At 74.7% G+C, this 23,009-nt stretch carries 21 protein-coding genes; 11 read left to right on the top strand and 10 right to left on the bottom strand.

Translation table 11 applies throughout. The features are described 5' to 3' along the window. Nucleotides 1-10: 10 nt before the first annotated feature. The gene (locus ACIRD3_RS18655; RefSeq protein WP_402217516.1) at nt 11-808 is read right to left on the bottom strand and encodes a phytanoyl-CoA dioxygenase family protein; all 798 of its coding nucleotides are present in this window, start codon (nt 806-808) and stop codon (nt 11-13) included. 353 nt (nt 809-1,161) lie between these two features. On the opposite strand from ACIRD3_RS18655, the gene ACIRD3_RS18650 reads away from it, so the two are divergent. From ACIRD3_RS18650 to ACIRD3_RS18640, 3 genes are all read left to right on the top strand, one after another. Beyond that, nucleotides 1,162-1,842 (top strand): TetR family transcriptional regulator, encoded by a 681-nt coding sequence (locus ACIRD3_RS18650; RefSeq protein WP_402217513.1) that lies wholly within the window; start codon nt 1,162-1,164, stop codon nt 1,840-1,842. 129 nt (nt 1,843-1,971) lie between these two features. Then, nucleotides 1,972-2,166, top strand: coding sequence for a DUF1918 domain-containing protein (locus ACIRD3_RS18645; RefSeq protein ID WP_355675598.1), 195 nt, complete (start codon nt 1,972-1,974; stop codon nt 2,164-2,166). Between the two features lie 65 nt (nt 2,167-2,231). Further along, the gene (locus ACIRD3_RS18640; protein ID WP_402217509.1) at nt 2,232-3,032 is read left to right on the top strand and encodes a DedA family protein; all 801 of its coding nucleotides are present in this window, start codon (nt 2,232-2,234) and stop codon (nt 3,030-3,032) included. Here ACIRD3_RS18640 and ACIRD3_RS18635 read toward each other — a convergent pair. Next, complete coding sequence (locus ACIRD3_RS18635) at nt 3,029-3,769, bottom strand: PIG-L deacetylase family protein (protein ID WP_402217507.1); 741 nt, start codon at nt 3,767-3,769, stop codon at nt 3,029-3,031. The genes ACIRD3_RS18640 and ACIRD3_RS18635 overlap by 4 nt on opposite strands. 281 nt (nt 3,770-4,050) lie before the next feature. Here ACIRD3_RS18635 and ACIRD3_RS18630 point away from each other — a divergent pair, with 281 nt between their 5' ends. Both ACIRD3_RS18630 and ACIRD3_RS18625 read left to right on the top strand, forming a co-directional pair. After that, nucleotides 4,051-5,070 carry a zinc-binding dehydrogenase gene (locus tag ACIRD3_RS18630; protein WP_402217504.1) on the top strand — a complete coding sequence of 340 codons (1,020 nt, stop codon included), beginning with the start codon at nt 4,051-4,053 and terminating at the stop codon, nt 5,068-5,070. Between the two features lie 17 nt (nt 5,071-5,087). Further along, nucleotides 5,088-5,486: a MerR family transcriptional regulator gene (locus ACIRD3_RS18625; protein ID WP_402217501.1), complete on the top strand. Its 399-nt coding sequence runs from the start codon at nt 5,088-5,090 to the stop codon at nt 5,484-5,486. A gap of 312 nt (nt 5,487-5,798) precedes the next feature. Here ACIRD3_RS18625 and ACIRD3_RS18620 read toward each other — a convergent pair whose 3' ends face one another. From ACIRD3_RS18620 to ACIRD3_RS18600, 5 genes are all read right to left on the bottom strand, one after another. Next, the gene (locus tag ACIRD3_RS18620; RefSeq protein ID WP_402217498.1) at nt 5,799-7,019 is read right to left on the bottom strand and encodes an MFS transporter; all 1,221 of its coding nucleotides are present in this window, start codon (nt 7,017-7,019) and stop codon (nt 5,799-5,801) included. Further along, the gene (locus ACIRD3_RS18615) at nt 7,019-7,621 is read right to left on the bottom strand and encodes a GNAT family N-acetyltransferase (RefSeq protein WP_402217495.1); all 603 of its coding nucleotides are present in this window, start codon (nt 7,619-7,621) and stop codon (nt 7,019-7,021) included. Before ACIRD3_RS18615 ends, ACIRD3_RS18620 begins: the two co-directional genes overlap by 1 nt. Further along, nucleotides 7,618-8,796 carry a type III PLP-dependent enzyme gene (locus tag ACIRD3_RS18610; protein WP_402217721.1) on the bottom strand — a complete coding sequence of 393 codons (1,179 nt, stop codon included), beginning with the start codon at nt 8,794-8,796 and terminating at the stop codon, nt 7,618-7,620. Before ACIRD3_RS18610 ends, ACIRD3_RS18615 begins: the two co-directional genes overlap by 4 nt. Nucleotides 8,797-8,984: 188 nt before the next feature. After that, complete coding sequence (locus ACIRD3_RS18605) at nt 8,985-10,322, bottom strand: DUF6271 family protein (protein WP_402217492.1); 1,338 nt, start codon at nt 10,320-10,322, stop codon at nt 8,985-8,987. Then, nucleotides 10,304-11,428 (bottom strand): phytanoyl-CoA dioxygenase family protein, encoded by a 1,125-nt coding sequence (locus ACIRD3_RS18600; protein ID WP_402217490.1) that lies wholly within the window; start codon nt 11,426-11,428, stop codon nt 10,304-10,306. Before ACIRD3_RS18600 ends, ACIRD3_RS18605 begins: the two co-directional genes overlap by 19 nt. A gap of 517 nt (nt 11,429-11,945) precedes the next feature. Here ACIRD3_RS18600 and ACIRD3_RS18595 point away from each other — a divergent pair. Next, entirely contained in the window at nt 11,946-13,943 is a 1,998-nt protein-coding gene (locus ACIRD3_RS18595; RefSeq protein WP_402217487.1) for an FUSC family protein, read from the top strand. Nucleotides 13,944-14,046: 103 nt separating this feature from the next. Here ACIRD3_RS18595 and ACIRD3_RS18590 read toward each other — a convergent pair whose 3' ends face one another. After that, the gene (locus ACIRD3_RS18590) at nt 14,047-15,450 is read right to left on the bottom strand and encodes an amidase (RefSeq protein ID WP_402217485.1); all 1,404 of its coding nucleotides are present in this window, start codon (nt 15,448-15,450) and stop codon (nt 14,047-14,049) included. 320 nt (nt 15,451-15,770) lie between these two features. Here ACIRD3_RS18590 and ACIRD3_RS18585 point away from each other — a divergent pair, with 320 nt between their 5' ends. Continuing rightward, entirely contained in the window at nt 15,771-17,114 is a 1,344-nt protein-coding gene (locus tag ACIRD3_RS18585) for a cytochrome P450 (protein WP_402217482.1), read from the top strand. A 141-nt stretch (nt 17,115-17,255) separates the two neighbouring features. Continuing rightward, nucleotides 17,256-18,005, top strand: a complete 750-nt coding sequence (locus ACIRD3_RS18580) for a rhomboid-like protein (protein WP_402217480.1) — start codon at nt 17,256-17,258, stop codon at nt 18,003-18,005. Between the two features lie 73 nt (nt 18,006-18,078). Here the strand turns inward: ACIRD3_RS18580 and ACIRD3_RS18575 are convergent, their stop codons facing one another. After that, nucleotides 18,079-18,660 (bottom strand): DUF421 domain-containing protein, encoded by a 582-nt coding sequence (locus ACIRD3_RS18575; RefSeq protein WP_402217477.1) that lies wholly within the window; start codon nt 18,658-18,660, stop codon nt 18,079-18,081. 79 nt (nt 18,661-18,739) lie between these two features. Continuing rightward, nucleotides 18,740-19,567 (bottom strand): LysR family substrate-binding domain-containing protein, encoded by an 828-nt coding sequence (locus ACIRD3_RS18570; RefSeq protein ID WP_402217475.1) that lies wholly within the window; start codon nt 19,565-19,567, stop codon nt 18,740-18,742. 57 nt (nt 19,568-19,624) lie between these two features. Between ACIRD3_RS18570 and ACIRD3_RS18565 the strand changes: the two genes are divergently transcribed. The 3 genes from ACIRD3_RS18565 (at nt 19,625) to ACIRD3_RS18555 (ending at nt 22,992) form a co-directional block, all read left to right on the top strand. Next, nucleotides 19,625-20,053 carry a DUF5997 family protein gene (locus ACIRD3_RS18565; RefSeq protein WP_402217473.1) on the top strand — a complete coding sequence of 143 codons (429 nt, stop codon included), beginning with the start codon at nt 19,625-19,627 and terminating at the stop codon, nt 20,051-20,053. 335 nt (nt 20,054-20,388) lie between these two features. Then, on the top strand, nt 20,389-22,062 hold the full coding sequence (locus tag ACIRD3_RS18560) for a DUF885 domain-containing protein (protein WP_402217470.1): 1,674 nt from the start codon (nt 20,389-20,391) through the stop codon (nt 22,060-22,062). A gap of 207 nt (nt 22,063-22,269) precedes the next feature. Further along, on the top strand, nt 22,270-22,992 hold the full coding sequence (locus tag ACIRD3_RS18555; RefSeq protein ID WP_402217467.1) for a hypothetical protein: 723 nt from the start codon (nt 22,270-22,272) through the stop codon (nt 22,990-22,992). The last annotated feature ends 17 nt before the right edge of the window (nt 22,993-23,009 follow it).

The raw sequence follows: 23,009 nt of genomic DNA, 5'->3' as shown, positions 1-23,009 counted from the left end.
GCAGTGCTCCTCAGACGGTTCCGGTGTACTCGGTGAAGTGCCGTTCCGCGAACAGCTCGGGCCACTGGCCGTCGGCCAGGTCCAGTTCGCGGGCGCGGGCGAGCATCTGCCGCCAGTACGGCTTCACCGGGCGCCAGCGCGCGCCCACCTGGCAGTAGGAGGCGTCGATGAAGTACCGGGGCCGGCCCGGCCCGTCGGGCGCCGGCCTGCGGGTGTGGAACAGCGCCGAGTTGAGCAGCACGGTCGAGCCGGGCGCCAGCCGGTCGATCACCACCTCGCCGGGCAGCTCCGCGGTGCCGTGGTGGGCGAAGGCGGACTTGCCGGCGGTGCCGTGGTGCGAGCCCGGCAGCACGGCCAGACTGCCGACCTTCTCGTCCAGTCCGCCGAGGTAGTGCAGCGCGTGGACCATCAGCAGCGACGGGTCGGAGCGGTCGTTGGGCTCGCAGTCGTGGTGCCAGGGCTTGCCCGGTATCCCCGGGGCCTGGCGGTCGCTGTGCAGGTGGTGGAAGACGAAGGACGGTCCGATCAGCCGGGTCAGTGTCCGCAACAGCGGTGGGTGGGTGAGGAGTTGGCCGTGGGCCGGCAGCTCCAGCTCCAGCAGCGGCGGCGGCCCGTGCCGGGCCGGGTCCGTACAGGCGGCGATCGACCGGGCCCGTAACCCCTCGTCGACCCAGTGGTCCACCTCGGGGACGAGCCGTTCGCGCAGTGCTTCCGGCACCAGGCCGGGCAGGACCAGGTACCCGGACTCCAGGAACTGGCGGTGGTGCTCGGTGTCGAGGGCCTCGCGCCCTCCGAAGTGCAGCGTCACCGAACCGACCCCCCTCCTTCCGTTCTGCGGGACGAACAACGGGACGTGGCGCGAGCGAGGAGGCACACGGGTTCCCTCCGGACCTCGGGCGGCGGCGGGGCGTCCGTCACGGCCGCCACGGCTGAATCGCGATCACCACGAAGAGGCACGGGGCGATCACGCAAGGTAGTCCGCCCCAGGAGTATGAACCGGTCACCGCGTCCACGACAAGACGCATGCCAACTCGTGGACACCTTCCCGCCACCGTGCCGTTCAGCTCCGGCCACCAGTCGATTCCCTCCCCACGGGGAACACCGGACGCGTTCCGCCCCGGTGATTCGCCGACGGAACAGCGGATGCGGCAGAGTGGGCCCATGAGTTCGGACATCCGGAGCCCCCGGACCGCCGGCCCGACCACCCCGCCGGCCCGTCGGCGCCCGGTCCAGCAGCGCAGCCAGGTGCGGTACGGCCGCATCCTCGACGCCTGCGCCGGACTGCTGGACGAGGTCGGGGCGACCGCGCTCACCACCAAGGAGGTCGCCCACCGCGCCGAGGTGCCGATCGGCACCCTCTACCAGTTCTTCGCCGGCAAGGAGGACCTACTCGCCGCGCTCGCCGGCCGCAACCTCGACCGGTACCTCCAGCGCCTCGACGCCCGGCTGGCCGCCGCCGCCCCGGTCGATCCGGCCGCCTTCACCGACCTCGCGGTGGAGGAGTTCGTGGCGATGAAGCGCACCGTGCCCGGCTTCGGCCAGCTCGACTTCGGCCTGGCCGGTCCGCTCGTGCCCGCCGGGGTCCGGGACGACCGGCACCTGCTGGACGCGGGCGTCGACAACAACACCGCCGTCGCCCTGCGCCTGCAGGCACTCGGCGGCGACCTGTTCCGGACCGGCGACCCCGACGGCCTCACCCTCACCCTCCGGGTCGCCCTGGAGGCCGCCGACGCGGTGCTCAAACTGGCCTTCCGCGGCGACCCGAACGGCGACCCGACGCTGATCGCCGAATGCAAGCGGTTGGTCCGCGGCTACCTCGCGCAACAGCTGCCCGCCCGCTGACCCCCGGCCCGCACGCCCCCGGCTCCCGTCCGCCCGAGCCGTTGCGAGCCCGCCGCCCCCGCAGCACAGTGGATAGCGGAGCGGCCGCGGAGGCGGCCCCGACGACCCCGAGGACCGAGGGAGCAGACCATGCACGCAGCGGTAGGTGACCAGCTCCACATCCACAGCAGGTCGGTGGGCATGGTGGACCAGAAGGGCGAGATCATCGAGGTGCGCGGCACCAACGGCGAGCCGCCGTACGTGGTCCGCTTCGAGGACGGCCACGAGGGCCTGATCTACCCGGGCCCCGACTGCAACATCGAACCGCGCCTGGCGGAGCGCTGACCGACGCCCCTGCCGTCCCGCGCCCCGCGGCCCCTCCGCGGACCCGCGCGGGGTGGTGAGGCGCGGTGTCCTCCCCCACCACGCCGCTGCCCGGGGCACTTTCCGGGCTCGCGCCACTGCTGGACCACTACGGGTACCTGGCGGTGGCGCTGCTCGTGCTGCTGGACAACTGCGGCATCCCGGTGCCCGGGCAGACCATCCTGGTGCTCGCCTCGGTGTACGCCGGCACCGGTCACCTCGACTTCGCCGCCGTGCTGCTGATCGCGACCGTCGCCGCCGTCCTCGGCAACAGCCTCGGCTACCTGATCGGCCACACCGGCGGACGCGCCTTCGTCCACCGCTGGGGCCGCTACGTGCTGCTCACCCCGGCCCGGATGGAGCGCGCGGACGGCTTCTTCGCCCAGCACGGCGGCAAGGTCGTCACCGTGGCCCGCTTCGTCGACGGGCTGCGCCAGACCAACGGCATCATCGCCGGGACGACCGAGATGCCCTGGCGCCGGTTCCAGCCGTTCAACGTGCTCGGCGCCGTGCTGTGGACGGGCGTCTGGGGCACCTTCGGCTACCTCGCCGGGGCCAACATCGACACCGTGTACCGGACGGCGATCCGCTACCAGGTCTGGTTCGCGATCGGGCTCGGGGTGCTGGTCGCGGCCCTCCTGCTCCGCCAGGTGCTCCGGTACCGGCGCCGGCGCCGCGAGGGCACCGGCACCGGGGACGAGGACGGGTCGGGCGCCGGGCCGGGTTCGGGTGCCGGGTCGGGGCCGGAAGCCGAGGACGGGCCCGGGGACGAAGACCGGCCCGGGGACGAGGACGGGCCCGGCGACGAGGACGGGCCCGGTACCCACGCCCCGACGGACCCGTCCTAGCTCAGCGGGAACACCTCGAACGGCACCGCGAAACGCGTCCCCAGCCGGCTGCCCGCGCCCCGGCCGAAGCCCTCCAGGAACTCCCGGGCGTCCGCCATCGCCCCGCCGAGCCCGGCCAGGTACGCCTTGTGCTCCTCCAGCGAGGCGACGCCCCGGTCGAAGGTGTCGGTGGTGTCCACCGCGTGCTTCGCCTCCGGCGAGGCCGCCGCCCAGATCTGCCGCACGCCGTTCCACGGCTCGTGGCCCTCCGCCACCAGCTCCCGGAACACCCAGCGGTTCCCGGCGTCCCGGACCCCGTCCAGGGTGGCCCGGCCGACCGCGATGTGGTCGGCCTGGTTGAGGAACACCCCGCCGTAGGTCTCCCGGAAGTTGCTGGTGATCACGATGTCCGGCCGGTGCCGGCGCACCACCCGGGCGATGTCCCGGCGCAGCGGCAGCCCGTACTCGACCACGCCGTCCGGGTACCCGAGGAACTCGACGGTGTCCACGCCGACCACGCGCGCCGAGGCGATCTGCTCGGCCTCGCGCAGCGGCCCGCACTCGGCCGGGTCCATCGAGTCGATGCCGGCCTCGCCGCTGGTCACCATCACATAGACGACCTTCTTCCCCTGGGAGGTCCAGCGGGCGACGGCCGCGGCGCCGCCGTACTCCATGTCATCGGGGTGCGCGACGATCGCCACCGCCGTCCGCCAGTCCTCGTCCACGGGCTCGAAGGGCGCGGGGGCCTGCTCGGTCATGCTGTTCATCCCTCTCGGTGCGGCGCACGGTCGTCCGGTCGTACCCGGCCGCCGCGCCGGGATCCGGCGGCCGACAGGGAACTTACCGTGCGTCAGACGGCGTCCACGGATCATGACCCGCATCCGACTCGGCTTCCTGTACGCCGCGCGCCGCCGGCCCGGCGCTGGTACTGATCGCCATCGCCCCGCTGGCCGTGCGGCTTGCCTCTGACGCAAGGGTCAAGGGTTAGCGTCCGGGCGCCCCACCCCGGGGCACCCCCTTCCGCACGAGGAGCGCTGCCATGCCCCTGCCCACCACCGCCCGGGTCGTCCGACTGACCGCCGAGCCGCGCGGGCTGCCCGTCCCCGAGGACTTCACCGTCGCCGAGGAGCCGCTGCCGGCGCCCGGGCCGGGACAGGTGCTGGTCCGCAACCGGGCGTTCCTGGTCTTCCCGGCGCTGCGCACGCTGATCAGCGGCGCGGGCACCGGCCTGCCCGTGCCCCACGTCAAGCCCGGCGAGGCGCTGTTCGGGCCCGCCCTCGGGGAGGTGCTGGCCGCGCCGGAGGGCGGGCCGCTGCGCCCGGGCGACCTGGTCACCCACCTGGACGGCTGGCGGGACCACGCGGTGGCGGACGCCGCCCGGTTCACGGCGGTCGACCCGGACTTCCCGCTGCCGGTGGCCCTGGTCTCCGCCGCCTCGGCCGGCTACGGCGCGCTGACCCGCTGCGCCGAAGTGCGCCCGGGCGACGTGGTGCTGGTCACCGGCGCCGCGGGCGCGGTCGGCTCGCTCGCCGGGCGGATCGCCCGACTGCTCGGCGCCGCCCGGGTCATCGGCACCACCCGCTCGCCCGGCAAGGCGCAGCGGCTGACCGCCGAACTCGGCTACGACGCCGTGCTGGTGCCCGGCGAGCGGCCGTTCGCCGAGCTGCTGGCCGGGGCCGCGCCGGACGGGGTCGACGTGGTGCTGGACCTGGTCGGCGGCGAGCAGCTGACCGCCGCCGTGGACGCGGCCCGGCAGGGCGGCCGGATCGCGGTGGTCGGCGCGCTGTCCGGGCAGCTCGATCCCCGGCTGCCCGGCGGCAACTCCCCTGCGGTGATCGACAGTTTCCGGGTCGTCACCCTCGGCCTGCGGCTGCGCGGCTTCACCCTGCTCGACCACCCGGACCTGGCGGCCGAGTGGCGCGAGCGCCTCGGCGGCTGGCTGCGCAGCGGGGAGATCACCTTCCCGTGGACGCCGGTCGCGGGCATCGACCGGGCCCCGCAGGCGTTGTCCCGGTTGTTCACCGGGGACACCTTCGGGGCGACCATCGTGGAGCTCTGAGAACGGAAGGGGCGGGCATGCGGATCGGGGACGCGGCGGCAGCGGCGGGCACCACCCCCAGGGCACTGCGGTTCTACGAGCAGCGCGGGCTGCTGCCCCCGCCCGCCCGGTCCGCCTCCGGCCAGCGCGAGTACGGCCCGGCCGACATCGCACGGGTCCGGGTGATCCGCCAACTCCTCGCCGTGGGGCTGACGGTGGACGACCTGGCCAGTCGGCCGCACCGGCTGGACCTGCTCGCCGAGGACCCGCCGCGCCGCTGCACGGCCGACCCCGGCCCGGAGACCTACGCCCCGGTCGTCCGCGCACGCCTCGCCACCCTCGACGCCGAGATAGCCCGCCTCACCGCCCTCCGCACCAAACTCGCCCACCACGCCGCCACCGGCGGCGCAGACATCCCGCACCCGCACTCCACCTGACGGCACGACAGATCAGGGGAGGCGGCAATCGCCCACCACATCACCCCCGCCCACGCAGTCACACCCCACCCGACACCACCCACGAAGGGCTCGCCCGCCACCTCACGACACGGGAGACGCGAACCCCACACCCCCAACCCCCACCCCAACCCGACACCACCCAAGAAAGACTCGCCCGCCACCTCACGACACGGGAGACGCGAACCCCACACCCCCAACCCCCACCCCAACCCGACACCACCCAAGAAAGACTCGCCCGGCACCTCACGACAGGGGAGGCGTGAGGTGCCGGGCGAGGGCTCGGGGGGTGGGTCAGGTGGCGTCGGTGGCGAGGTGGGGGTCGGGGGCGGGGGCTGTGGCGGTCGGGGCGGGCCAGGTGATGCGGGTGGCGCAGAGAGAGACGACGGCGGCGGAGGCGGCGACGGTGGCCATGCCCCAGACCAGGCTGGTGGCGCCGGCGATGAAGCCGATCACGGCGGGGCCGGCGAGCAGACCGGTGGTGCCCATCGCGGCGACCAGGGAGAGCGCGTCGGCGCCCTGCCGGGCGGCGGCGACGTAGACGCAGGGGGTGACGGCGGCGACGCCGAGGCCGACGCAGGCGAAGCCGAGCAGGGTCGGGACCACGCCGCCGACCAGCAGGGCGAGCGCGAGGCCGAGGCCCGCCAGCAGGCTGCCGGTGCGGACGATGCGGCCGTCGCCGAAGCGGGTGCGCCAGCCGTCGGCGAAGATCCGGGCGCAGACCATCATCACCGAGACGACGGCGATGCCCATCGGGGCCAGCCCGGCTCCGGCGTCGACGACGTCCTTGAGGTAGAGCGCCGACCAGTCGTTCATGGCGCCCTCGGTGACGGTGCCGAAGACCATGGCCAGGCCCATCCACAGGGTCACGGCGGTCGGCAGGACGAGGCCGCGGCGCTTCTTCCCGGTCGCCGCCGCGTCCGCACTCCGCTCGACCGGTCCGTCCGCCAGCAGTCCCGGCCGGGCGGCGAGGACCAGGACGGCGAGCAGCCCGGCGGCCAGCCCGAAGTGCACGGCCAGGGTGCCGGTGAAGGCGTTGACGCCGGAGGCCAGCAGCGCGGCGAGCAGGGAGCCGGCGCTGAAGGTGGCGTGCAGCCGGGACATGGTGGTCCGCGCGAAGCGGGCTTCCAGCGCGGCGCCCTGCGCGTTCATCGCGACGTTCAGACAGCCGACCGCGACGCCGTCGCAGAACAGCACCAGCAGCGTCACCGGGTAGTTCGGCACCACCGACAGCGCGAGCAGGATCGCGCCGAGGGCGAGTGCCGACAGCACCGACAGCAGCCGGGAGCCGAGCCGCCGCATCAGCACCGCGACCAGCGGGAAGGACACGGCCGCGCCGATCCCGCAGGTCATCAGCAGCAGGCCGATCTGGGCCTCGCCCAGGTCGAGCCTGGCCTTGAGCGCGGGCACCCGGGAGACCCAGGTCGCGTACTGGAATCCGAGGACGAAGAACAGTGCGCCGATGGCCAGTTGGGAGCGGCGGAACTCGTCGCGAACGGGGGTCATGTGCGGCATCAGCCCACTTCGGCTCGGGGTCGGGGCCCGGGGATCGGGTCGGACGGCGGGGTGGGGTCGGCGGGGTCGAGCGGCATCGCCATGTAGACCGCGCGGGAGCCGTAGCTCGCGGGCAGTTCGACCTCGGGCCGGGCGCGGTAGCCGAGCGGGGTCCACAGCACGTGCGAACCGCGCACGGCGACCAGGGAGATGGTCCGGTAGCCGGCCGCCCGGGCGGTCTCCTCCAGGTGGCGCAGCATCCGGTGGGACAGTCCTTGGCCGCGCAGCGCTTCGGAGATGACCAGGTCGTGGGCGTGCATGTTGCCCGGCCGCGCGCCCTCGCCGTCCCTGCCGCCGGCCCCGGCCCCGCCTCCGGACGCGTCCCCGTCCTCGCTGCGGCTGAGGTCCGGGCAGCGCGACAGCGGGTACGGCAGGGCGAGCAGGTAGCCGCCGGGGCGCCCCGCGTGCTCCAGGACGAAGCAGGTGTCCGGCGAGGCCCGGTGCCGGGACTGCAGGGCCTCGCGGCCCTCGGACAGGCCGCTGGCCGCGTAGGCGCGCTCCTCCAGGGCGACCACGTCGTCCCAGTCCTCGTCCCGGAGCAGCCGGATGCGGAACTCGCTCATGCGTCCTCTCCCTCGCCGTGCGCGCCGTTCCCGCCGCCGTTCCCGCCGCCGTGCCGTCCGCCGTTCCCGCCGATGCAGGTGTACGGCAGCGGTGCGAAGCCGTTGAACCCGCGGGTCGCGTAGGCGGTGGCGTACGCGCCGCAGGAGTGGATCCAGACCGGGTCGCCGGAGCCGACCGCGCGCGGGACCCGTACCAGGCCGCCCTCCTGGGCGTAGGCGTCGTCGCTGTCGCAGGTCGGCCCGGCCACCACGGCGTTGACGAACTGGCCGCCGGGGTGGCTGGGGAACTCCAGCCGGTACTGCAACTGGTCCATCTCGTAGAGGCCGTTGAACTTGCCGCAGCTGAGGTAGAGCCAGTCCTCCCGGGTGCCGTCGAGGCGGTGCCGGGAGGTGAGCCGGGCGACGTGCGCGCGGATCGCGCCGTGGTCGGCGACGAGGTGGCGGCCGGGTTCCAGCAGGAAGTCCAGCGGCCCGGCGTTGACGGCGCGCAGCCGCTCCATGCCCTCGCGGATGACCGCGAACATCTTGTCCAGCGGCGGGTCGAGGGGCCGGCCGCGCCGGTCGAGGACGCCGAGGGCGGGCAGGCCGCCGCCGAGGTTGATCCGGTCGGGCGTGATGCCGCGCCAGTTGAGCGCCTCCAGCACGGCTGCCAGGGATTCCACGGCGGCGCCCCAGGCCTCGGCGGTCATCTGCTGGGAGCCGACGTGCACCGACAGGCCGGCGGGGACCAGCCCGGCGGTACGGGCTTCGCCGAGCACCCGCAGGGCGTCCTCGGGCGAGCAGCCGAACTTGTGGCTCAGGCCCCACAGGGCGCCTTCGCCGGTGGTCGCGATCCGGCAGAAAACCCGTGATCCGGGGGCGTGTTCGGCGATCGCGGCGACGTCCTCCAGGCTGTCGGTGGCGAAGTCGCGCACGCCCAGCCGGTGGGCTTCGGCGATGTTGCGGTCGGACTTGACGGTGTTGCCGTAGTGGATCAGTTCGGGGGCGACGCCGGTGCGCAGCGCCTGGGCGATCTCCTGCGGGCTCGCCGCGTCGAAGCCGGAGCCGAGCCCGGCGAGGTGGTCGAGCACCTCGTCCACCGGGCAGGCCTTCATCGCGAACCGTACGGCGACACCGGGAAGTTCGGCGCACAGGGCGGCGTACTGGCGGCCGATGCCGTCGAGGTCGTAGATGATCCGGTCGTCGGTGGCGGCGGCGAGCGCGGCCCGGAGCGCGGTGCGGTCGTACGGGTCGGGGCGGGGTGCGCCGCCGTGGACGGCGGTCCCGGTCGGGGCGCGGTGGCGGGGCGCCGGGCTCGGCTTCGGGCCCGGCGTCGTGCTCGGCGGAGGGGTCGGGGTCGGTAGCGGGTGTGTCGTCCGGTGTGTCACGTGGTGTTCCCGTTCTCCGGCTGGTGCGGCAGCCGGTCGGCGGGGGTGGCCTTGCTCGCCCGCACCAACGGGCCCCACGCGTCGATCAGCAGGGCGAAGTCCTCGATGTCCGACTGTGCCCGGTCGAGCAGCTGCTCCCGGCGGGGCACCAGGTGGTCGGCGAACTCGGCGTACTTGCCGCCCAGGCGCCGGTAGCAGCGGTCGAGTTCGGCGAGTCGGCGGTGGTTCTCCGCGCGGTCCGTCGCGGCGCTGCGGCGGGCGGAGTCGGCGATCGGCTCGGGGCGGACGTGGTGCTGCTCGTCCAGCAGGGCCGGGCCGGCGGCCTCCAGGTCGGCGTAGACCGGGTGGAGGTAGAGCATGGAGAGCAGGAACTTGGCGTAGCGCAGCTGGTAGGCGGTGAAGCCGGGGCCGGTGCGCCGCTCGGGCGTGTAGTAGTTGACGATGTGCCGGTTGTGAGTGACACCGGGCAGGGTGGCGTCGTGCACGAGGTGGTGCAGGAAGTAGTCGCTGCCGATGGTGTCGGTGGCGGGCGGCAGCGGGACGCGTTCGTACACCTCGTGGTCGAGGGCGATGTTGCACATGTCGATGTGCCAGATGTCGGGCCGGCCGAGCACGGCGCGGTCGGCGGTGAACGGTTCGGTGCCGCCGCCGATGAAGGATTCGGCGACGAGGTCGCTCCGCTCCCGCTCGCTCGCTCCGGTGGGGGCCCAGAGCGCGACCACGTCGTGGTAGACCTCGGGGTCGAGTTCGCGGATCTCGCCGAGGTCGACGGAGAGTTCACCGACGAAGGAGGCGCCGACCAGGGCGACGGGCTTGTCCGCGAGCTCCGGGTCGAGGTTGTGCTCGGTGACGGCGGCGGCCGCGTCGGCGGCCTTGAGGCCGAGGGTGGCCAGCTCGTGCTCGATGGGGAACACCGGTCGGCCGTCCAGCCATTGGTAGCGGCTGTCGGAGTCGCGCCGGTGCACCGAGCTGCAGCCGAGCGCGGCGGCGAGCAGGAACGCCCGGTTGGTGCAGGCGCCGTAGGAGACGGCGTCGGGCAGCATCAGGTCGAGCAGCCGGTCGGGGCCGGGGGCGCCGGAGCGGTCGATCACCCCGCGCAGGAAGGCGCGTTGGGCGTCCTCGTCCAGGTGGTGGACGAGCAGGCCGTCGACCACGGGCAGGGCGGCGGCGGCCGCGGCGTGCCGGGCGCGGGCGGCGGGGTCGGCCGAGTCCAGCACCAGCAGGTGCACCCGGACGCCGAACCGCCGTACGGCGTGGGCGGCTTCGGCGCCGACCGCGGTGATGGTGTCCGCGCACTCGCGGTTGGTGGGAAGGGTCAGGCAGACGTCGCGCATTCCCGCTCCCCCGTGGCGTGCGGCTCGCCGTCGGCGGCGGGCCGTCGGTCCCCGGCGTCGCCGGGTTCGTCGAACGGCTTGCCGCTCCAGGACCGCAGCCCGAGCAACTTCTCCCCCAGCTCGTTGAGTTCGGCCCTGCCGTAGCGCTGCGCCTCGGGCCGGGTGGCGTCGCCGACCAGGGTGCGGTTCCAGTCCGGGGTGGCGAGCGTGCGCCAGGACTCCACCCGGGAGCGGCGCAGCCGCTCGGCCTCCTCCAGCGCGGGCATCATCGACAGGTACTGCACCGCGCGCACCCCGCGCTCGGAGGTGTTGCGCTCGACGCCGTGGGCGAGCAGGCCGTTCCAGATCAGCAGGTCGCCGGCCTTCAACTCGGGTCGGACGACGGGGAACTCGTCCCGGTCGACGGCCGGGCGGATCGGGTCGCGGTCGGCCGGCTGGGTGGCCTGCCACTCGTTGAAGCGGCGGAACAGCTCCGGGTCGCACTGGAAGCCGCCGTGGTCGGGGGCGGTGTCGTCGAGCGCGACGATGCCCTGGACGCGCTGCGGAAGCACGCCCCGGGTGGTGTCGACGTCCCAGTGCAGTTCGATGTCGAAGCCGCGGTCGGTGGGCTCGATGAGCGCGCGGTCGCGGTTGCGGACGTTCGGCGGGTTGAGGTTGAGCCGGTCGAGGGTGACCCACAGCTCCTCGCAGTCCCAGACGTCCACGAAGGCGTCGTAGACGCGCTGCGACTGGCGGCTGTCCCAGATGAGTTGGTGGTGGTAGGCCTCGACGAAGCCGTAGATGTGCAGGTGCTGGTCGAGCTCGTCGCGGTACTCGCGCTCGCGGTACCAGTCCTCGGGGCGGTCGGGCGACAGGCCCTGGAAGTCCCAGGCGAAGTCGAGCAGGCGCCGCGCGGCGTCGGCCGGGATCGCCTGCTTCACCACGACGTAGCCGTAGGTCTGCCAGAACGCGTAGTCCTCCTCGGAGAGCACCCGCAGCGGGTGCCTCTTGCGGATCTCGCGCAGCGCGGTGGGGGCCAGGTAGGTCTCGGTGTCCGCGCTGAAGTAGGGGCGCTCCGAGGCGGCTCGGTACAGATACTCCTCGGCCTGTCCGTCTGGGCTCGACATGGGCAGTCACTCCACGGTTCGTAGTCGACGCAGCGCTTGATTCAGCGGGCAGTGCGGACACGGCGGGCAGCGCGACCGGTCTCCGGCCGGGTCGGGAATTCCCCCCGCGGACCGACGTCGGTCCGCACACGCTCCTTCTTGACTCGACCCCCGACCGCGTCTCGGCGCCACGTCAGGGGGTCAACTCGCCCGTCCGGCAAGGCCTCTCACCTCACATCAGCCTCTGCCGAACCACGCTCCCCACACACTGGACTAGACCAACTAATGGTGTCAACCCTTTCCCGCGGGTTGCCGATTGGGAAATCGACGCAGTTCACGGCGCCTCTCGCGGTTCGCTTTATGTTTCGGAGACGGACATAAGACGGGGTATGTTTCGGGAATTGACATAACCGCCGGGTGAACCGGAGCGCCCCGCAATCCGTTGTGCCGGAGGTGCCCCGGGGCCTACCGGGAACCAGCCGGTAGTGCCCGGAGGTGTCGCGCCGGGCTGTGCGCGCGCCCGGCATAGGTTGGGCCCATGCCACGACGCCCCGGTGCCGCCCGGCTCGCCCCGCCCGACTGGCTGACCGCGAGCCTGCGGCCCCGGCCCGCTCCGATTCCGTGGGCCGCGGCCGCCCGCGCCTCGGTCGCGCTCGCCGCTCCACTCGCGGTGGGCACCGCCACCGGACACACCGCCGACGGCGCGCTGGTCTCGATGGGCGCACTCTCCGCCGTCATCGGGGACACCGCGGACGCCTACCGGATGCGGGTGTTCACCATCGCCGTCCCCCAGCTGTTCGGCGCCCTGGGGGTGCTGCTCGGCGCCCGGGTGCACGACGCGGGCTGGACGGCCGTCGCGGTGCTGACCGTCATCGCGCTGGTCTCCGGCATGATCTCCTCGATCGGCGCGGTCGCCTCCGTCTCCGGACTGCTCCTGCTGCTCAACGCGGTGGTCGGGGCCGGCCTGCCGCTGCCCTCCCCCTGGTGGCTGCCGCCCGGACTGCTGCTGCTCGGCGGCCTGGTGGTGCTCGCCCTGACCCTGCTCGCCTGGCCGCTGCGGGTCGGCGTCCCCGAACGCGCGGTGGTGGCCGGCACCTACCGCTCGGTCGCCGACCTGCTGGAGGCGGCCGGTACCCCCGGGTACGACGAGCGGCGCCGCGAGCTCACCCAGTCGCTCAACCACTCCTACGACGTGCTGCTCGCCCGGCGGACCCGGCGGCACGGCCGCTCGCCCGGCCTGGCGCGGCTGCTCGCCCGGCTCAACGCGGTGATCCCGGTGGTCGAGGCGACCTCGGCGGTCCACCTGCGCCCGCCCGAGTACGGCCCGCTGCCGGCCGGCTACCCGGCCGCCGTCCGCGCCCTGGCCGACGCCGTCGAGCGGGACCGGCCGGAGGGCCGCACCGACGGCCGCGGCGGCCCGGCACCCGCACCCGCACCCGCACCCGCACCCGGCCTGCCGGAACCCGCCGGACCGGCCACCCGGGCCCTGGTCGAGGCCATCGGACACGCCGCCGCCGTCGTGCGGGAGGCCGCGCCGGACCCGTACGCCGTCGACGACCGGCTCGGCCGTCCCGCCGGGCTGGAGGTCCGGGCCCGCCGGGCCGCCCGGGCGCTGCTGCTGTCCGGCGGGTCCTGGCGGTACGGGCTGCGGCTGGCGCTGTGCATCGGCCTGGCCCAGGTGCTGGTGTCGGTGATCGCGGTGCCCCGCTCGTACTGGGTGGCGCTGACCGTGACCTTCGTGATGAAGCCGGACTTCGGCTCGGTGTTCTCCCGCGCCGTGCTGCGCGCGCTCGGCACCGCGGGCGGGCTGCTGATCGCCGCCCCGGTGCTGGCCGCCGTGCCGCGCGGCTGGTGGGACGTGCCGGTGATGGCGGCGCTGGCGACGCTCATCCCCGTGCTGTCCGCCAAGGGGTACGCCTTCCAGACCGCGGCGATCACCCCGGTGATCCTGCTGCTCTCCGACCTGCTCAACCACCAGGGCTTCCACCTGGTGCTGCCCCGGCTCTACGACTCGCTGATCGGCTGCGGCATCTCGCTGCTGGCCGGCTACCTGCTGTGGCCGGAGTCCTGGCACACCCGGATCGGCGAGCGCCTCGCCGAGGCCGTCCAGGACACCGCCTCGTACGTCTCGCTGGCCTTCACCACCGCTCCGGGGCGGGACGATCCGGCCCGGGCGCGGTACCGGCGGCGGCTCTACCGGGACCTGTCGACGGTGCGCAGCGAGTTCCAGCGGGCGCTCACCGAGCCGCCGCCGACCGGGGCCCGGGCGGAGGCGTGGTGGCCGGTGGTGGTCGCGGTCGAACGGATCGTGGACGTCACCACCGCCACCCGGGTGCGGATCGAGCACGGCGCGCCGGTGCCGACCGCGGCCGAGGTCGGCACCGTGGCCGGAGAGCTGGCCGACCTCGCCGAGGCACTGCGCACCGGCCGGTCGCTGCCGGAGGTGGCGCCGGACGCGCCGGCGCCGAGCGGCACGCTGGCCCGGCTGCACCACGAGGTGCACGCGGCCCGGTCGGTGGCCGCGCCGAAGGCCTGAGCGGCGGCGGCGGGTCCGGAGCGCCCCCCTGCCGGCCCCCGCCGCGCCGCCGGTCCCCGCCCCGACGTCAGTCCTCGATCAGCCGCCGGTCCTGGGTCCTCCGTCAGTCCTCGATCAGCCGCCAGGGCCGTTCCGACTCCAGCGCGAAGGCCAGTTCCAGCAGCACCCGCTCCTGCCCGTGCGCCGCCGACAGGTGCACGCCGACCGGCAGGCCGCCGGGCGCCGAGCCCGCCGGCAGGGCGATGCCGGGGCCGCCGGTCACGTTGTTGACCGGGGTGAAGGCGACGTAGCGCATCAGCCGGTCCATCAGCTCGTCGAAGTCCACGTTCGGGCTGAGGTGTCCGATCGGCGGGGCGGTGTGGGCGAGCACCGGGGAGAGGATCACGTCGTGGTGGTGGAAGATCCGCTCGTACACCCCTTCGGCGCGGCGCAGCCGCCGCAGCACGCCCGGGGTCTGCGGGAACTCCGCCCGGAACCGGCGGCGCAGCCCGGTGGTCAGGCCGTCCAGCCGGTCGGCCCGGAAGCTCGGGTCGACCAGCAGCCGGCCGGTGAGGGCGATCGCCCAGGCGATGTAGCCCCAGTAGGTGACGAAGTCGCGGGAGAACTCCTCGCCGAAGGGCAGGGTGGTCGGCTCGACGAGGTGGCCCATCGCCTCCAGCCGGGCGGCGGTCTCCTCGACCACCCGGCGGGTCGGGTCGTCGGTCTTGGCGATCGGCGAGTCCACCACCAGGCCGATCCGCAGCCGCTGCTCGCCCGGGCCCTCGACCAGGCCGAGCGGGGGCAGGCCGGGGTTGCGGCGGTGCCGTTCGGCGGCGGCGAAGAAGGCGGCGGTGTCGCGGACCGAGCGGGTCAGCACCCCGTCGGTGATCAGGTCGATCGGCAGTTTGGCGCCCTGCGGGTTGGCGACCAGCCGGCCCCGGGTGGGCTTGAGGCCGACCAGGCCGCAACAGGCCGCCGGGATGCGGATCGAGCCGCCGCCGTCGTTGGCGTGCGCGATCGGCACCACCCCGGAGGCCACCAGGGCCGCGGCGCCGCCCGAGGAGGCGCCGGCCGAGTGCGAGGGCTTCCACGGGTTGCGCACCGGCTGGGCCTCGGCGAACTCGGTGGAGGCGTTGAGGCCGAACTCGGGCAGCCGGGTCTTGCCGAGGACGGCCAGGCCGGTGGAGAGGAACTGGTCGGTGAAACGCGCGTTGCGGCGGGCCGGTCGGGCGCGGAAGGCCTCGCTGCCCATCGCGGTCGGCAGTCCGCGCAGGTCGACGTTGTCCTTGAGGTAGGTCGGCACGCCCCACAGCGGCCCGCCGATGCCCTCCCGGCTGATCCGCGGCCGGTCGTACGAGGCGTGGGCGACCGGCAGCAGCCCCCCGTCCACCCGCGCGGCGCGGGCGGCGGCCGCGGCGACCAGCTCCCGGGGGTTGACAGCGCCGTCCCGCACCAGGGCGGCCAGCGCCACCGCGTCGTGCGCGCCGAGGGCGTCGTCGGTGTACGCATGGACCCGCTCGTCGGTCATCCGAACTCCCCACTCCCTGCCGGGATTCCACCCCCGGCCATCGCTCCGGCCGCGCGGGGGGCGGGTCGCCCCCCGCCCGATGCTACCGACCGGTAGTCCCACAGGACCTCCGAGTGTAGGCAGCCGTCGGCGCCATCGGGCCACTCGCACCACCGGGAGGTGGACGTTCCGTCCGATCGCGGACGGCGCACGGGCGTTCGGCATGCGCCCCCGCGTTCACCCCACCCGCCCGTCCACGATCGTTTCGCGGACGGCCGCCGGGAAAGACCCCCCGAGCACGAACCGTTCCGGTCCCACCCGCCCGACCCGAGGTGCCGCCCGTGCCGACCCGTTCCTTCCCGACCACCCGGTTCACCGCAGCCACCGCTCCCGGCGGACTCCCGCTGCTCGGCCACGCCCCGGCCTTCCTCCGCCGCCCGCTCGCCTTCGTGGCCGGCCTGCCCGCCCACGGCGACCTCGTCCGGGTGCGGCTCGGCCCGCTCGACGCGTACGTGGTCTGCCACCCCGAACTGGTCCGCCGGCTGCTCACCGAGGACCGCGCGTACGACAAGGGCGGGATCGTCCTCGACAAGGCCCGCGAGGTCTTCGGCAACGGCCTCGCCACCTGCCCCGCCGCCGACCACCGGCGCCAACGCCGCCTGCTGCAGCCCGCGTTCCACCGCGACCGGATGCCCGGCTACGCCGCGATGATGGCCGAGGAGATCGCCGGCGCCACCGCCGCCTGGCGCGACGGCGACACCGTCGACGTGCCCGCCGCGATGTACCGCCTGACCACCGCCGTCACCGCCCGCTGCCTGTTCGCCGCGCACGAACGGGCCGGCTCGCTGCCGGTGCACGCGAGCATGGGCGTCATCGCCGGCGGTGTCGGACGGCGGGTCATGCTGCCGCTGCCCGGCACCGACCGCCTCCCCACCCCGGGCAACCGCCGCTTCCGGCGCGCCCGGCAGGACCTGCGGGAGATCACCCACCGGCTGATCGCCGACTACCGCGCGGCCGGCACCGACCGCCGGGACCTGCTGTCCGTGCTGCTCGGCTCCGTGGACGAGGACGGGCAGGGCCTCTCCGACACCGAGATCCACGACCAGGTGGTCACCTTCCTGCTGGCCGGCATGGAGACCACCGCCGCCACCCTCTCCTGGGCCTGGACCCTGCTCGCGGCCAACCCCTCCGTCCGCGAGCGCCTGCACGCCGAACTCGACACCGTCCTCGACGGCCGCCCCGCCCGCCACCAGGACCTCCCCGCCCTCCCGCTGACCGCCCGGATCGTCAGCGAGACGCTGCGGCTCTACCCGCCGGTCTGGATCCTCAGCCGCACCGTCACCGCCGACACCCGGCTCGGCGGCCACCCCCTCCCGGCCGGCGCCACCCTCCTCTACAGCCCGTACCTGCTGCACCGCCGGGCCGACGTCTTCCCCTGCCCCGACCGCTTCGACCCCGACCGCTGGCTCACCACCGCCCGCCCCGCCCCCGGCACCTACGCCCCCTTCGGCCTCGGCGCCCGCCGCTGCATCGGCGACGCCTTCGGCACCACCGAGGCCGTCCTCGCCATCGCCACCATCGCCACCCGCTGGACCATCACCCCCACGCGGGGCCGCCCCGTCCGCCCCGCCCGCAGCGCCTCCCTCACCCCGCGTCCCTTCACGGCGACGCTCTCCCGCCGGTAGGGCCGAGCACCGCGCGCCGAGCACCGCGCGCCGGGCACCGCACGCCGAGCACCGATCCGGCCGGGGACGGTACTGTCGCGGCGGGGGCCGGCGGGGTTGAGCCGGTCGGACTATCGGCTCGACTGGGACAGCATCAGGAACATGAACGCTCGATCACCGCGGGGGCTCCCGTCCCGGCTGCTCCGCACCCTCCGGACGTACCCGCGCCGCTCACCGCTGACGCTCTGTTACGTCGTGCTGCTCGTCCTCGGGCACATCTGGGTCGAGAACATCCCCGCCGACCGCGCGGACGCCATCCGCGCCTACATCAGCACCAACCTGGACAACCTGCAGGACCATCCGGTCAGCGCGCTGTTCGGCAGCGCGCTGCTCTTCGACGGCACGCTCACCGACGTCGCCTCCACCGGCTTCGGCGGCACCCTGATCACCCTCGGCCTCGGCATCTGCGGCTGCCTCGCCTGGGCCGAGCGCCGCTACGGCAAGCTGCGCGCCACCGCCGTCCTCCTCGGCGGGCACATCGGCGCCACCCTGATCACCGCCGTCGTCATCCTGCTCGCGCTGCGGCACGGCTGGTACCCGGAGAGCGTGCGGCAGGACTCGGACTACGGCATCAGCTACGGCGCCCAGACCTCCCTCGCCTTCGCCACCCTCGCCGTGCCCCGCTGGGCCCGGCTGCCGTGGGCCGCCTTCGTGGTGGCCTGGCCGCTCTCCGGCGGCGTGGACTGGCCCGGCCCGCTGCCGGACTTCACCACCGTCGGCCACCTGCTGTCCGCCGCCCTCGGGTTCGGCCTGGCCGTCGCCACGGCCGTCGCCACCTCGCGCCGTCGCCGGGCCGGAGCCGACGCCGAGGCCGGAGCCGAGGCCCCCGCCACGGCGGACGCCCGCCCCTGAGCGCCGGGCACCGGGCACTCGGCACCAGCCCCCAGCCGACGGGCACCGGCGCGCAGCTGCCGGGCGGCGGCCCTCAGCGCGGCGGCCGCCGCCCGTCGGCGAGGTCCACGAGCAGCCGCTCGATCGTCGCCAAGCGGTGCCGCAGGTCCTCCACGTCGGCCCGGGTGGCGCTCTGCTCGTCCCGCTTGAGGGTGACCAGCAGCTGCCCGTCCGGCTCCAGCCGGGCCCGGGCGACGTCGGTCACCGAGTCGCCGTTCTGGACCCTGATCGCGTGCTCCAGCTCGGACGGCCGCAGGGCCAGGTCGTGCAGCGCGCCGGGCACCAGCTCGCCGTCCTTCACGACGGTGGTGGGCGTGCCCTCCAGGATCCTGGCGGCCCTCGGGTCACGCGCCAGCCACCGGGTGACGACGGAGTTCACCGCGACCAGGGTGACCGCCCCGATCGCCCCGCCGAACAGGCTGTTGTCGGCGCCGATGACGGCGTTCTGCACCACGTTGGAGAGCAGGAACACCACCACCATGTCGAAGGTGTTCAGCTGGGCCAGCCCGCGCTTGCCCGCGATCCGGAACAGGACCAGGACCAGCGCGTAGACCGCGACCGTGCGCAGGATCTTCTCGATGATCGGCATCTGGACGACCGCCAGGTCATTCCACACGGCCCCGCTCCTCCCACCGTGCCCGCCGCGTCTCGGCGGACCCCGGCCGACGCTACGCCACGGGCCGCGACGAGCGCCGCTACGAGCGCCGCTTCGGCTTGCCGCGCCGGGCCGCCGCCGCGCCCGCGCCCCGTCCGCCCGCCGACGGCCTCGGCTTCTGCCCGCCCGCCTTCGTGCCGCCGGCCTTCTGCGCACCGCCCTTCGCGCCGCCCGCCTTCTGCTGCGGCGGTGTGCGCCGGCCCGCCGCCGCCTTCTTCGGCTGCGCCTCGGCCGCCGCCTGCCCGGCCCCGCGCCCGCGCGAGCTGTTGACCGTACGGCCCCGGACGATCCCGATGAACTCCTCCACCAGGTCGGTCGTCCGCTCCTGCGGCCAGGCCAGCGCCACCTGCGACTGCGGCGCCTCCGGTGCCACCGGCCGGTAGGTGAGGTCCCGGCGGTGGTGCAGCCGGGCCAGGGACTGCGGCACCAGGAGCACGCCGACGTTGGCCGCGACCAGCTCGATCGCGTCCGCCGTGGTGTCCGGGCGGGCGATCGCGGGGCGCCCGGGCAGGGTGTCGGCGGTGAGGCCGAGGGTGTCGTCGAGGGGGTGGAAGACCACCTCCTCCGCGAGGTCGTCGAGCGCGACCTCCTCGGCGGCGGCCAGCCAGTGGTCCTTGGGGAAGACCACGACGGTGGTCTCGGTGTACAGCGGGATCGCGCTGAGCACGTCCTTGTCGACCGGCAGCCGGACCAGCCCGGCGTCCGCGCCGCCCTCGCGCAGGGTGCGCTCACCGTCGCCGGAGGGGACGGCGAGGAGGTCGAGCGGGACGTCCGGGAGCCGCTCGCCCCAGACCCGCACCCATTTGCCGGGGGTCACGCCCGGGACGTACACGAGCCGGAAGGAGGGGTTCACCTGCATGTCTGTCACAGGGCAAGGCTACCGACCGTGACCGGGAGGGCCCGCGCACTCCCTTACCCTTGTCCCATGACATCGCTCAAGCAGAAGACCAGCCAGACCATGAAGCCGGCCACGGCGGCCAAGAAGCTGGGGATCTACCTCGCCGCGGCGCCGACCGACTTCCAGGAGGGCGTGGTCTCCCGCGAGGAGCTCAACGCGCTGCAGGCCGAGCCGCCGCAGTGGCTCCAGGACCTGCGCAAGAACGGCCCGCACCCGCGCCCGGTGGTCGCCGCCAAGCTCGGCATCTCGATCTCCGGCCTGGCCCGCGGCGGCGTGACCGAGGCGCTCACCACCGAGCAGATCGAGGCGATCAAGGCCGAGAACCCGCTCTGGCTGCAGCACGAGCGCGCCAACCAGGTGGACGTCCGCAAGGAGGCCGTGCGGATCAAGGAGAAGCAGGAGAAGGAGGCCGCCGCCAAGGCCGCCAAGGAGGCGAAGGCCGACCAGGCCCGCTGACCCCACCGACGTCCCGTCCCGAGGCTCGCTCGGCGGGGATCGTCAGACCCCTGCGCAACGATGGTGCCGACGTCCGTTCCCACGGGCGTCGGCACAGTCGTGCCCGGGGGCGGACGCACGGGAGGCCGACGGATGGCGGGAGCACCGGCCGGACGGATCGCGCCGGTCGCGGGGGCGACGCGGGGCGACGGGCGCCCCTCCCCCGGGGGCAGACGTCGGAACTCCCCGCGCGCCACAGCGTGTTGACCGCGCCGCCGATCACTCCGAATAATCGGCGGGATCGGGGCGCCCCGGGCATCCCGTGCCGCACCGACCGCACCGGACCAGGGGGATCCGTGATCGAGCAGCCGCAACACGCCGGACTCGCCGCACTCGCCGACGAGTACTTCGACGCCGAGAACACCCACCAGCCCTTCGACGCCACGCTCAGCGGCGTCGAGGGCTACGCCCACCTGCTGCCCGACCCCTCGCGGGACGGGGACCGGCACCACCGCGAGGTGCTGGAGCGCCTCGGCACCCGGCTGGCCGCGATCCCGCTGGACGGGCTGAACCGCGAGGACCGCACCACCCACCGGACCCTCGCCCGGCTGATCGACGACGGCATCGGCCGGCTCACCCACGGGCTCGCCGACTTCAGCGTCTCGGCGACCATCGTCGCCCGGCACAACGAGGCCTTCACCTCGCTCCCCATGGCCCCCGTCGACCACGAGGGCGCCGACGCCTACCTGGAACGGCTCGCCGGCCTGCCCGACTACTTCGACGCCGCCCTGCGCTCCGCCGTGGACACCGCCGCCGAGGGCCGCCACCCGCTGCGCAGCGGGGTCGACGCCGCCGTCACCCAGCTGGACGCCCACCTCGCGACCGCCCCGGACGAGGACGTCCTGCTGCGCCCGCTGCGGGGCCGCCCGGAGTACGAGCGCGCCCGGGCGATCGTCCGCGACGCCGTCCGCCCGGCGGTGGCCCGCTACCGGGCCGGGCTGGCCGAGCGGTTGGCGCCGCACGCCCGGCCCGACGACCGGGCCGGGGTCTGCCACGTGCCGGGCGGCACCGAGGGCTACGCCGACGCCGTCGCCCGCTTCACCCGGCCCGGGCTCGCCCCGGAGGAGGTCCACCGGATCGGCCTGGACGCGGTCGCGGCGCTGCGCGAGGAGTTCGCCGAGCTGGGCGGCAAGGTGCTCGGCACCACCGACCCCGCCGGGGTGCTGACGGCCCTGCGCGAGGACCGCTCGCTGCGCTTCGGCAGCGCGGCCGAGATCGTCGCCCTGGTGGACGGCGCCCTGGAGCGGGCCCGCCGCGCCTCGGCCGACTGGTTCCGCCCGTACCCGATCGCCGACTGCGTGACCAGGGAGATCGACCCGATCGAGGCGGAGACGGCGCCGCTCGCCTACTACCAGCCGCCGGGCCCGGGCGGGCGGCCCGGCACGCACTGGATCAACACCCTGCGCCCGGAGACCAGGTTCAGCTACGAGTACGAGGCGATCGCCTTCCACGAGAGCGTGCCGGGCCACCACCTGCAGCTCGCCGTCGCGCAGACCCTGCACCACCTGCCGCTGTTCCGGCAGAAGCCGAGCGGCCAGCTGACCGCGCACGTCGAGGGCTGGGGCCTCTACACCGAGCGGCTCGCGGACGAGATGGGGCTGTACGGCTCCGACCTGTCCCGCTTCGGCATGCTCTCCCTGGACGCGCTGCGGGCGGTGCGCCTGGTGGTGGACACCGGCATGCACCACTACGGCTGGTCCCGGGAGCGGGCGATGGCCTTCATGCGGGACAACACCGCCACCACCGAGGCCAACGTCCGCAACGAGATCGACCGCTACCTGGCCTGGCCGGGGCAGGCCACCGCCTACCTGATCGGCCGTCGGGAGCTCGTGCGGCACCGCGAGCGGGCGCAGGCCGCGCTCGGCGCCCGGTTCGACGTCCGTGAGTTCCACCACCAGCTGATCGGGCACGGCAGCCTCCCGCTGGGGGTGCTGGACGAGCTGGTCTCGGACTGGATCGCGGGGCAGTAGCCCGCGCCGGCACGGGGATCGCGGCGGCCACCACGACGGGCGTGCGGGAGCCGGGCGCGTGCGGAAACGGTTCCGCGCGCCCGGCAAAGGCCTCCCCCGCCCGGACGTGCCGTCACCCGTCCGGCTCTGTCGACACGGTAGTGTCCGCTGGCGCGGCCGCCGACACCCGGGTGACCGCCGCTCCCGCACACCCCGATGGAGGAACCCGTGCCGGCTCCCGCCCGCCGTGCCCTGGCCGTGGCCGCGGCCGTCCTGCTCGCCGCAGCCGCAGGCTGCTCGTCCGGCGGCGGCCACACCGCCAAGGGCGCCGCCGGCCGCAGCTCCGCCCCGGCCGCGGCCGGCGGTGACGCCGCCCAGCCCGCCCCGGCCGCGATCGTCACCGGGCCCGGCCCCAAGAGCTCGTACGAGGTCCAGCCGCAACCCGCGCCGGGCAGCTGCCACTACCGCTACACCGCGGACAAGCAGCCGCTGCCCGACCCCGACTGCACCCCGGGGGCGATCAGCCCGGCGGTCAACCAGGACAACCTCAAGGACACCATCTGCAAGCAGGGCGGCTACACCTCGACCATCCGCCCGCCGGCCAACCTGACCGGCAAGGAGAAGGCCGAGAACGCCAAGTCCTACGGCTACACCGGCCCGATGGGCGACGCCGAGTACGACCACCTGATCAGCCTCCAGCTCGGCGGCGACCCCAACGACGCCCGCAACCTCTGGATCCAGCCGCCCTCCCCGGGCCACGTCCCGGGCAAGGGGCCGAACAACCCCAAGGACTCGGTGGAGACCCACCTGCACACCGCGATCTGCAAGGGCCAGGTCACCCTCGCCGCTGCCCAGCAGGCCATCGCCACCGACTGGACGACGGCCGAGGTCAAGCTCGGCATCAAGTCCGGCGGCACGCCGACCACCGAGCCCGACGCCGACGGGGACTGACGGGGCGTTCCGGCGGA

Source organism: Kitasatospora sp. NPDC093550 (assembly GCF_044764985.1).
Classification (GTDB): domain Bacteria; phylum Actinomycetota; class Actinomycetes; order Streptomycetales; family Streptomycetaceae; genus Kitasatospora.
The sequence above is the reverse complement of the archived record's forward strand: the minus strand, read 5'-3'. Positions and strand labels throughout refer to the sequence as shown.

What these genes read in the sequence shown, in the direction of transcription:
- ACIRD3_RS18630 (WP_402217504.1), top strand. Translation starts at nt 4,051, where the DNA reads ATGCCCCTGCCCACCACCGCCCGGGTCGTCCGACTGACCGCCGAGCCG.
- ACIRD3_RS18650 (WP_402217513.1), top strand. Translation starts at nt 1,162, where the DNA reads ATGAGTTCGGACATCCGGAGCCCCCGGACCGCCGGCCCGACCACCCCG.
- ACIRD3_RS18600 (WP_402217490.1), bottom strand. Translation starts at nt 11,428, where the DNA reads ATGTCGAGCCCAGACGGACAGGCCGAGGAGTATCTGTACCGAGCCGCC.
- ACIRD3_RS18590 (WP_402217485.1), bottom strand. Translation starts at nt 15,450, where the DNA reads ATGACCGACGAGCGGGTCCATGCGTACACCGACGACGCCCTCGGCGCG.
- ACIRD3_RS18605 (WP_402217492.1), bottom strand. Translation starts at nt 10,322, where the DNA reads ATGCGCGACGTCTGCCTGACCCTTCCCACCAACCGCGAGTGCGCGGAC.
- ACIRD3_RS18635 (WP_402217507.1), bottom strand. Translation starts at nt 3,769, where the DNA reads ATGACCGAGCAGGCCCCCGCGCCCTTCGAGCCCGTGGACGAGGACTGG.
- ACIRD3_RS18580 (WP_402217480.1), top strand. Translation starts at nt 17,256, where the DNA reads ATGAACGCTCGATCACCGCGGGGGCTCCCGTCCCGGCTGCTCCGCACC.
- ACIRD3_RS18625 (WP_402217501.1), top strand. Translation starts at nt 5,088, where the DNA reads ATGCGGATCGGGGACGCGGCGGCAGCGGCGGGCACCACCCCCAGGGCA.
- ACIRD3_RS18620 (WP_402217498.1), bottom strand. Translation starts at nt 7,019, where the DNA reads ATGCCGCACATGACCCCCGTTCGCGACGAGTTCCGCCGCTCCCAACTG.
- ACIRD3_RS18595 (WP_402217487.1), top strand. Translation starts at nt 11,946, where the DNA reads ATGCCACGACGCCCCGGTGCCGCCCGGCTCGCCCCGCCCGACTGGCTG.
- ACIRD3_RS18615 (WP_402217495.1), bottom strand. Translation starts at nt 7,621, where the DNA reads ATGAGCGAGTTCCGCATCCGGCTGCTCCGGGACGAGGACTGGGACGAC.
- ACIRD3_RS18565 (WP_402217473.1), top strand. Translation starts at nt 19,625, where the DNA reads ATGACATCGCTCAAGCAGAAGACCAGCCAGACCATGAAGCCGGCCACG.
- ACIRD3_RS18645 (WP_355675598.1), top strand. Translation starts at nt 1,972, where the DNA reads ATGCACGCAGCGGTAGGTGACCAGCTCCACATCCACAGCAGGTCGGTG.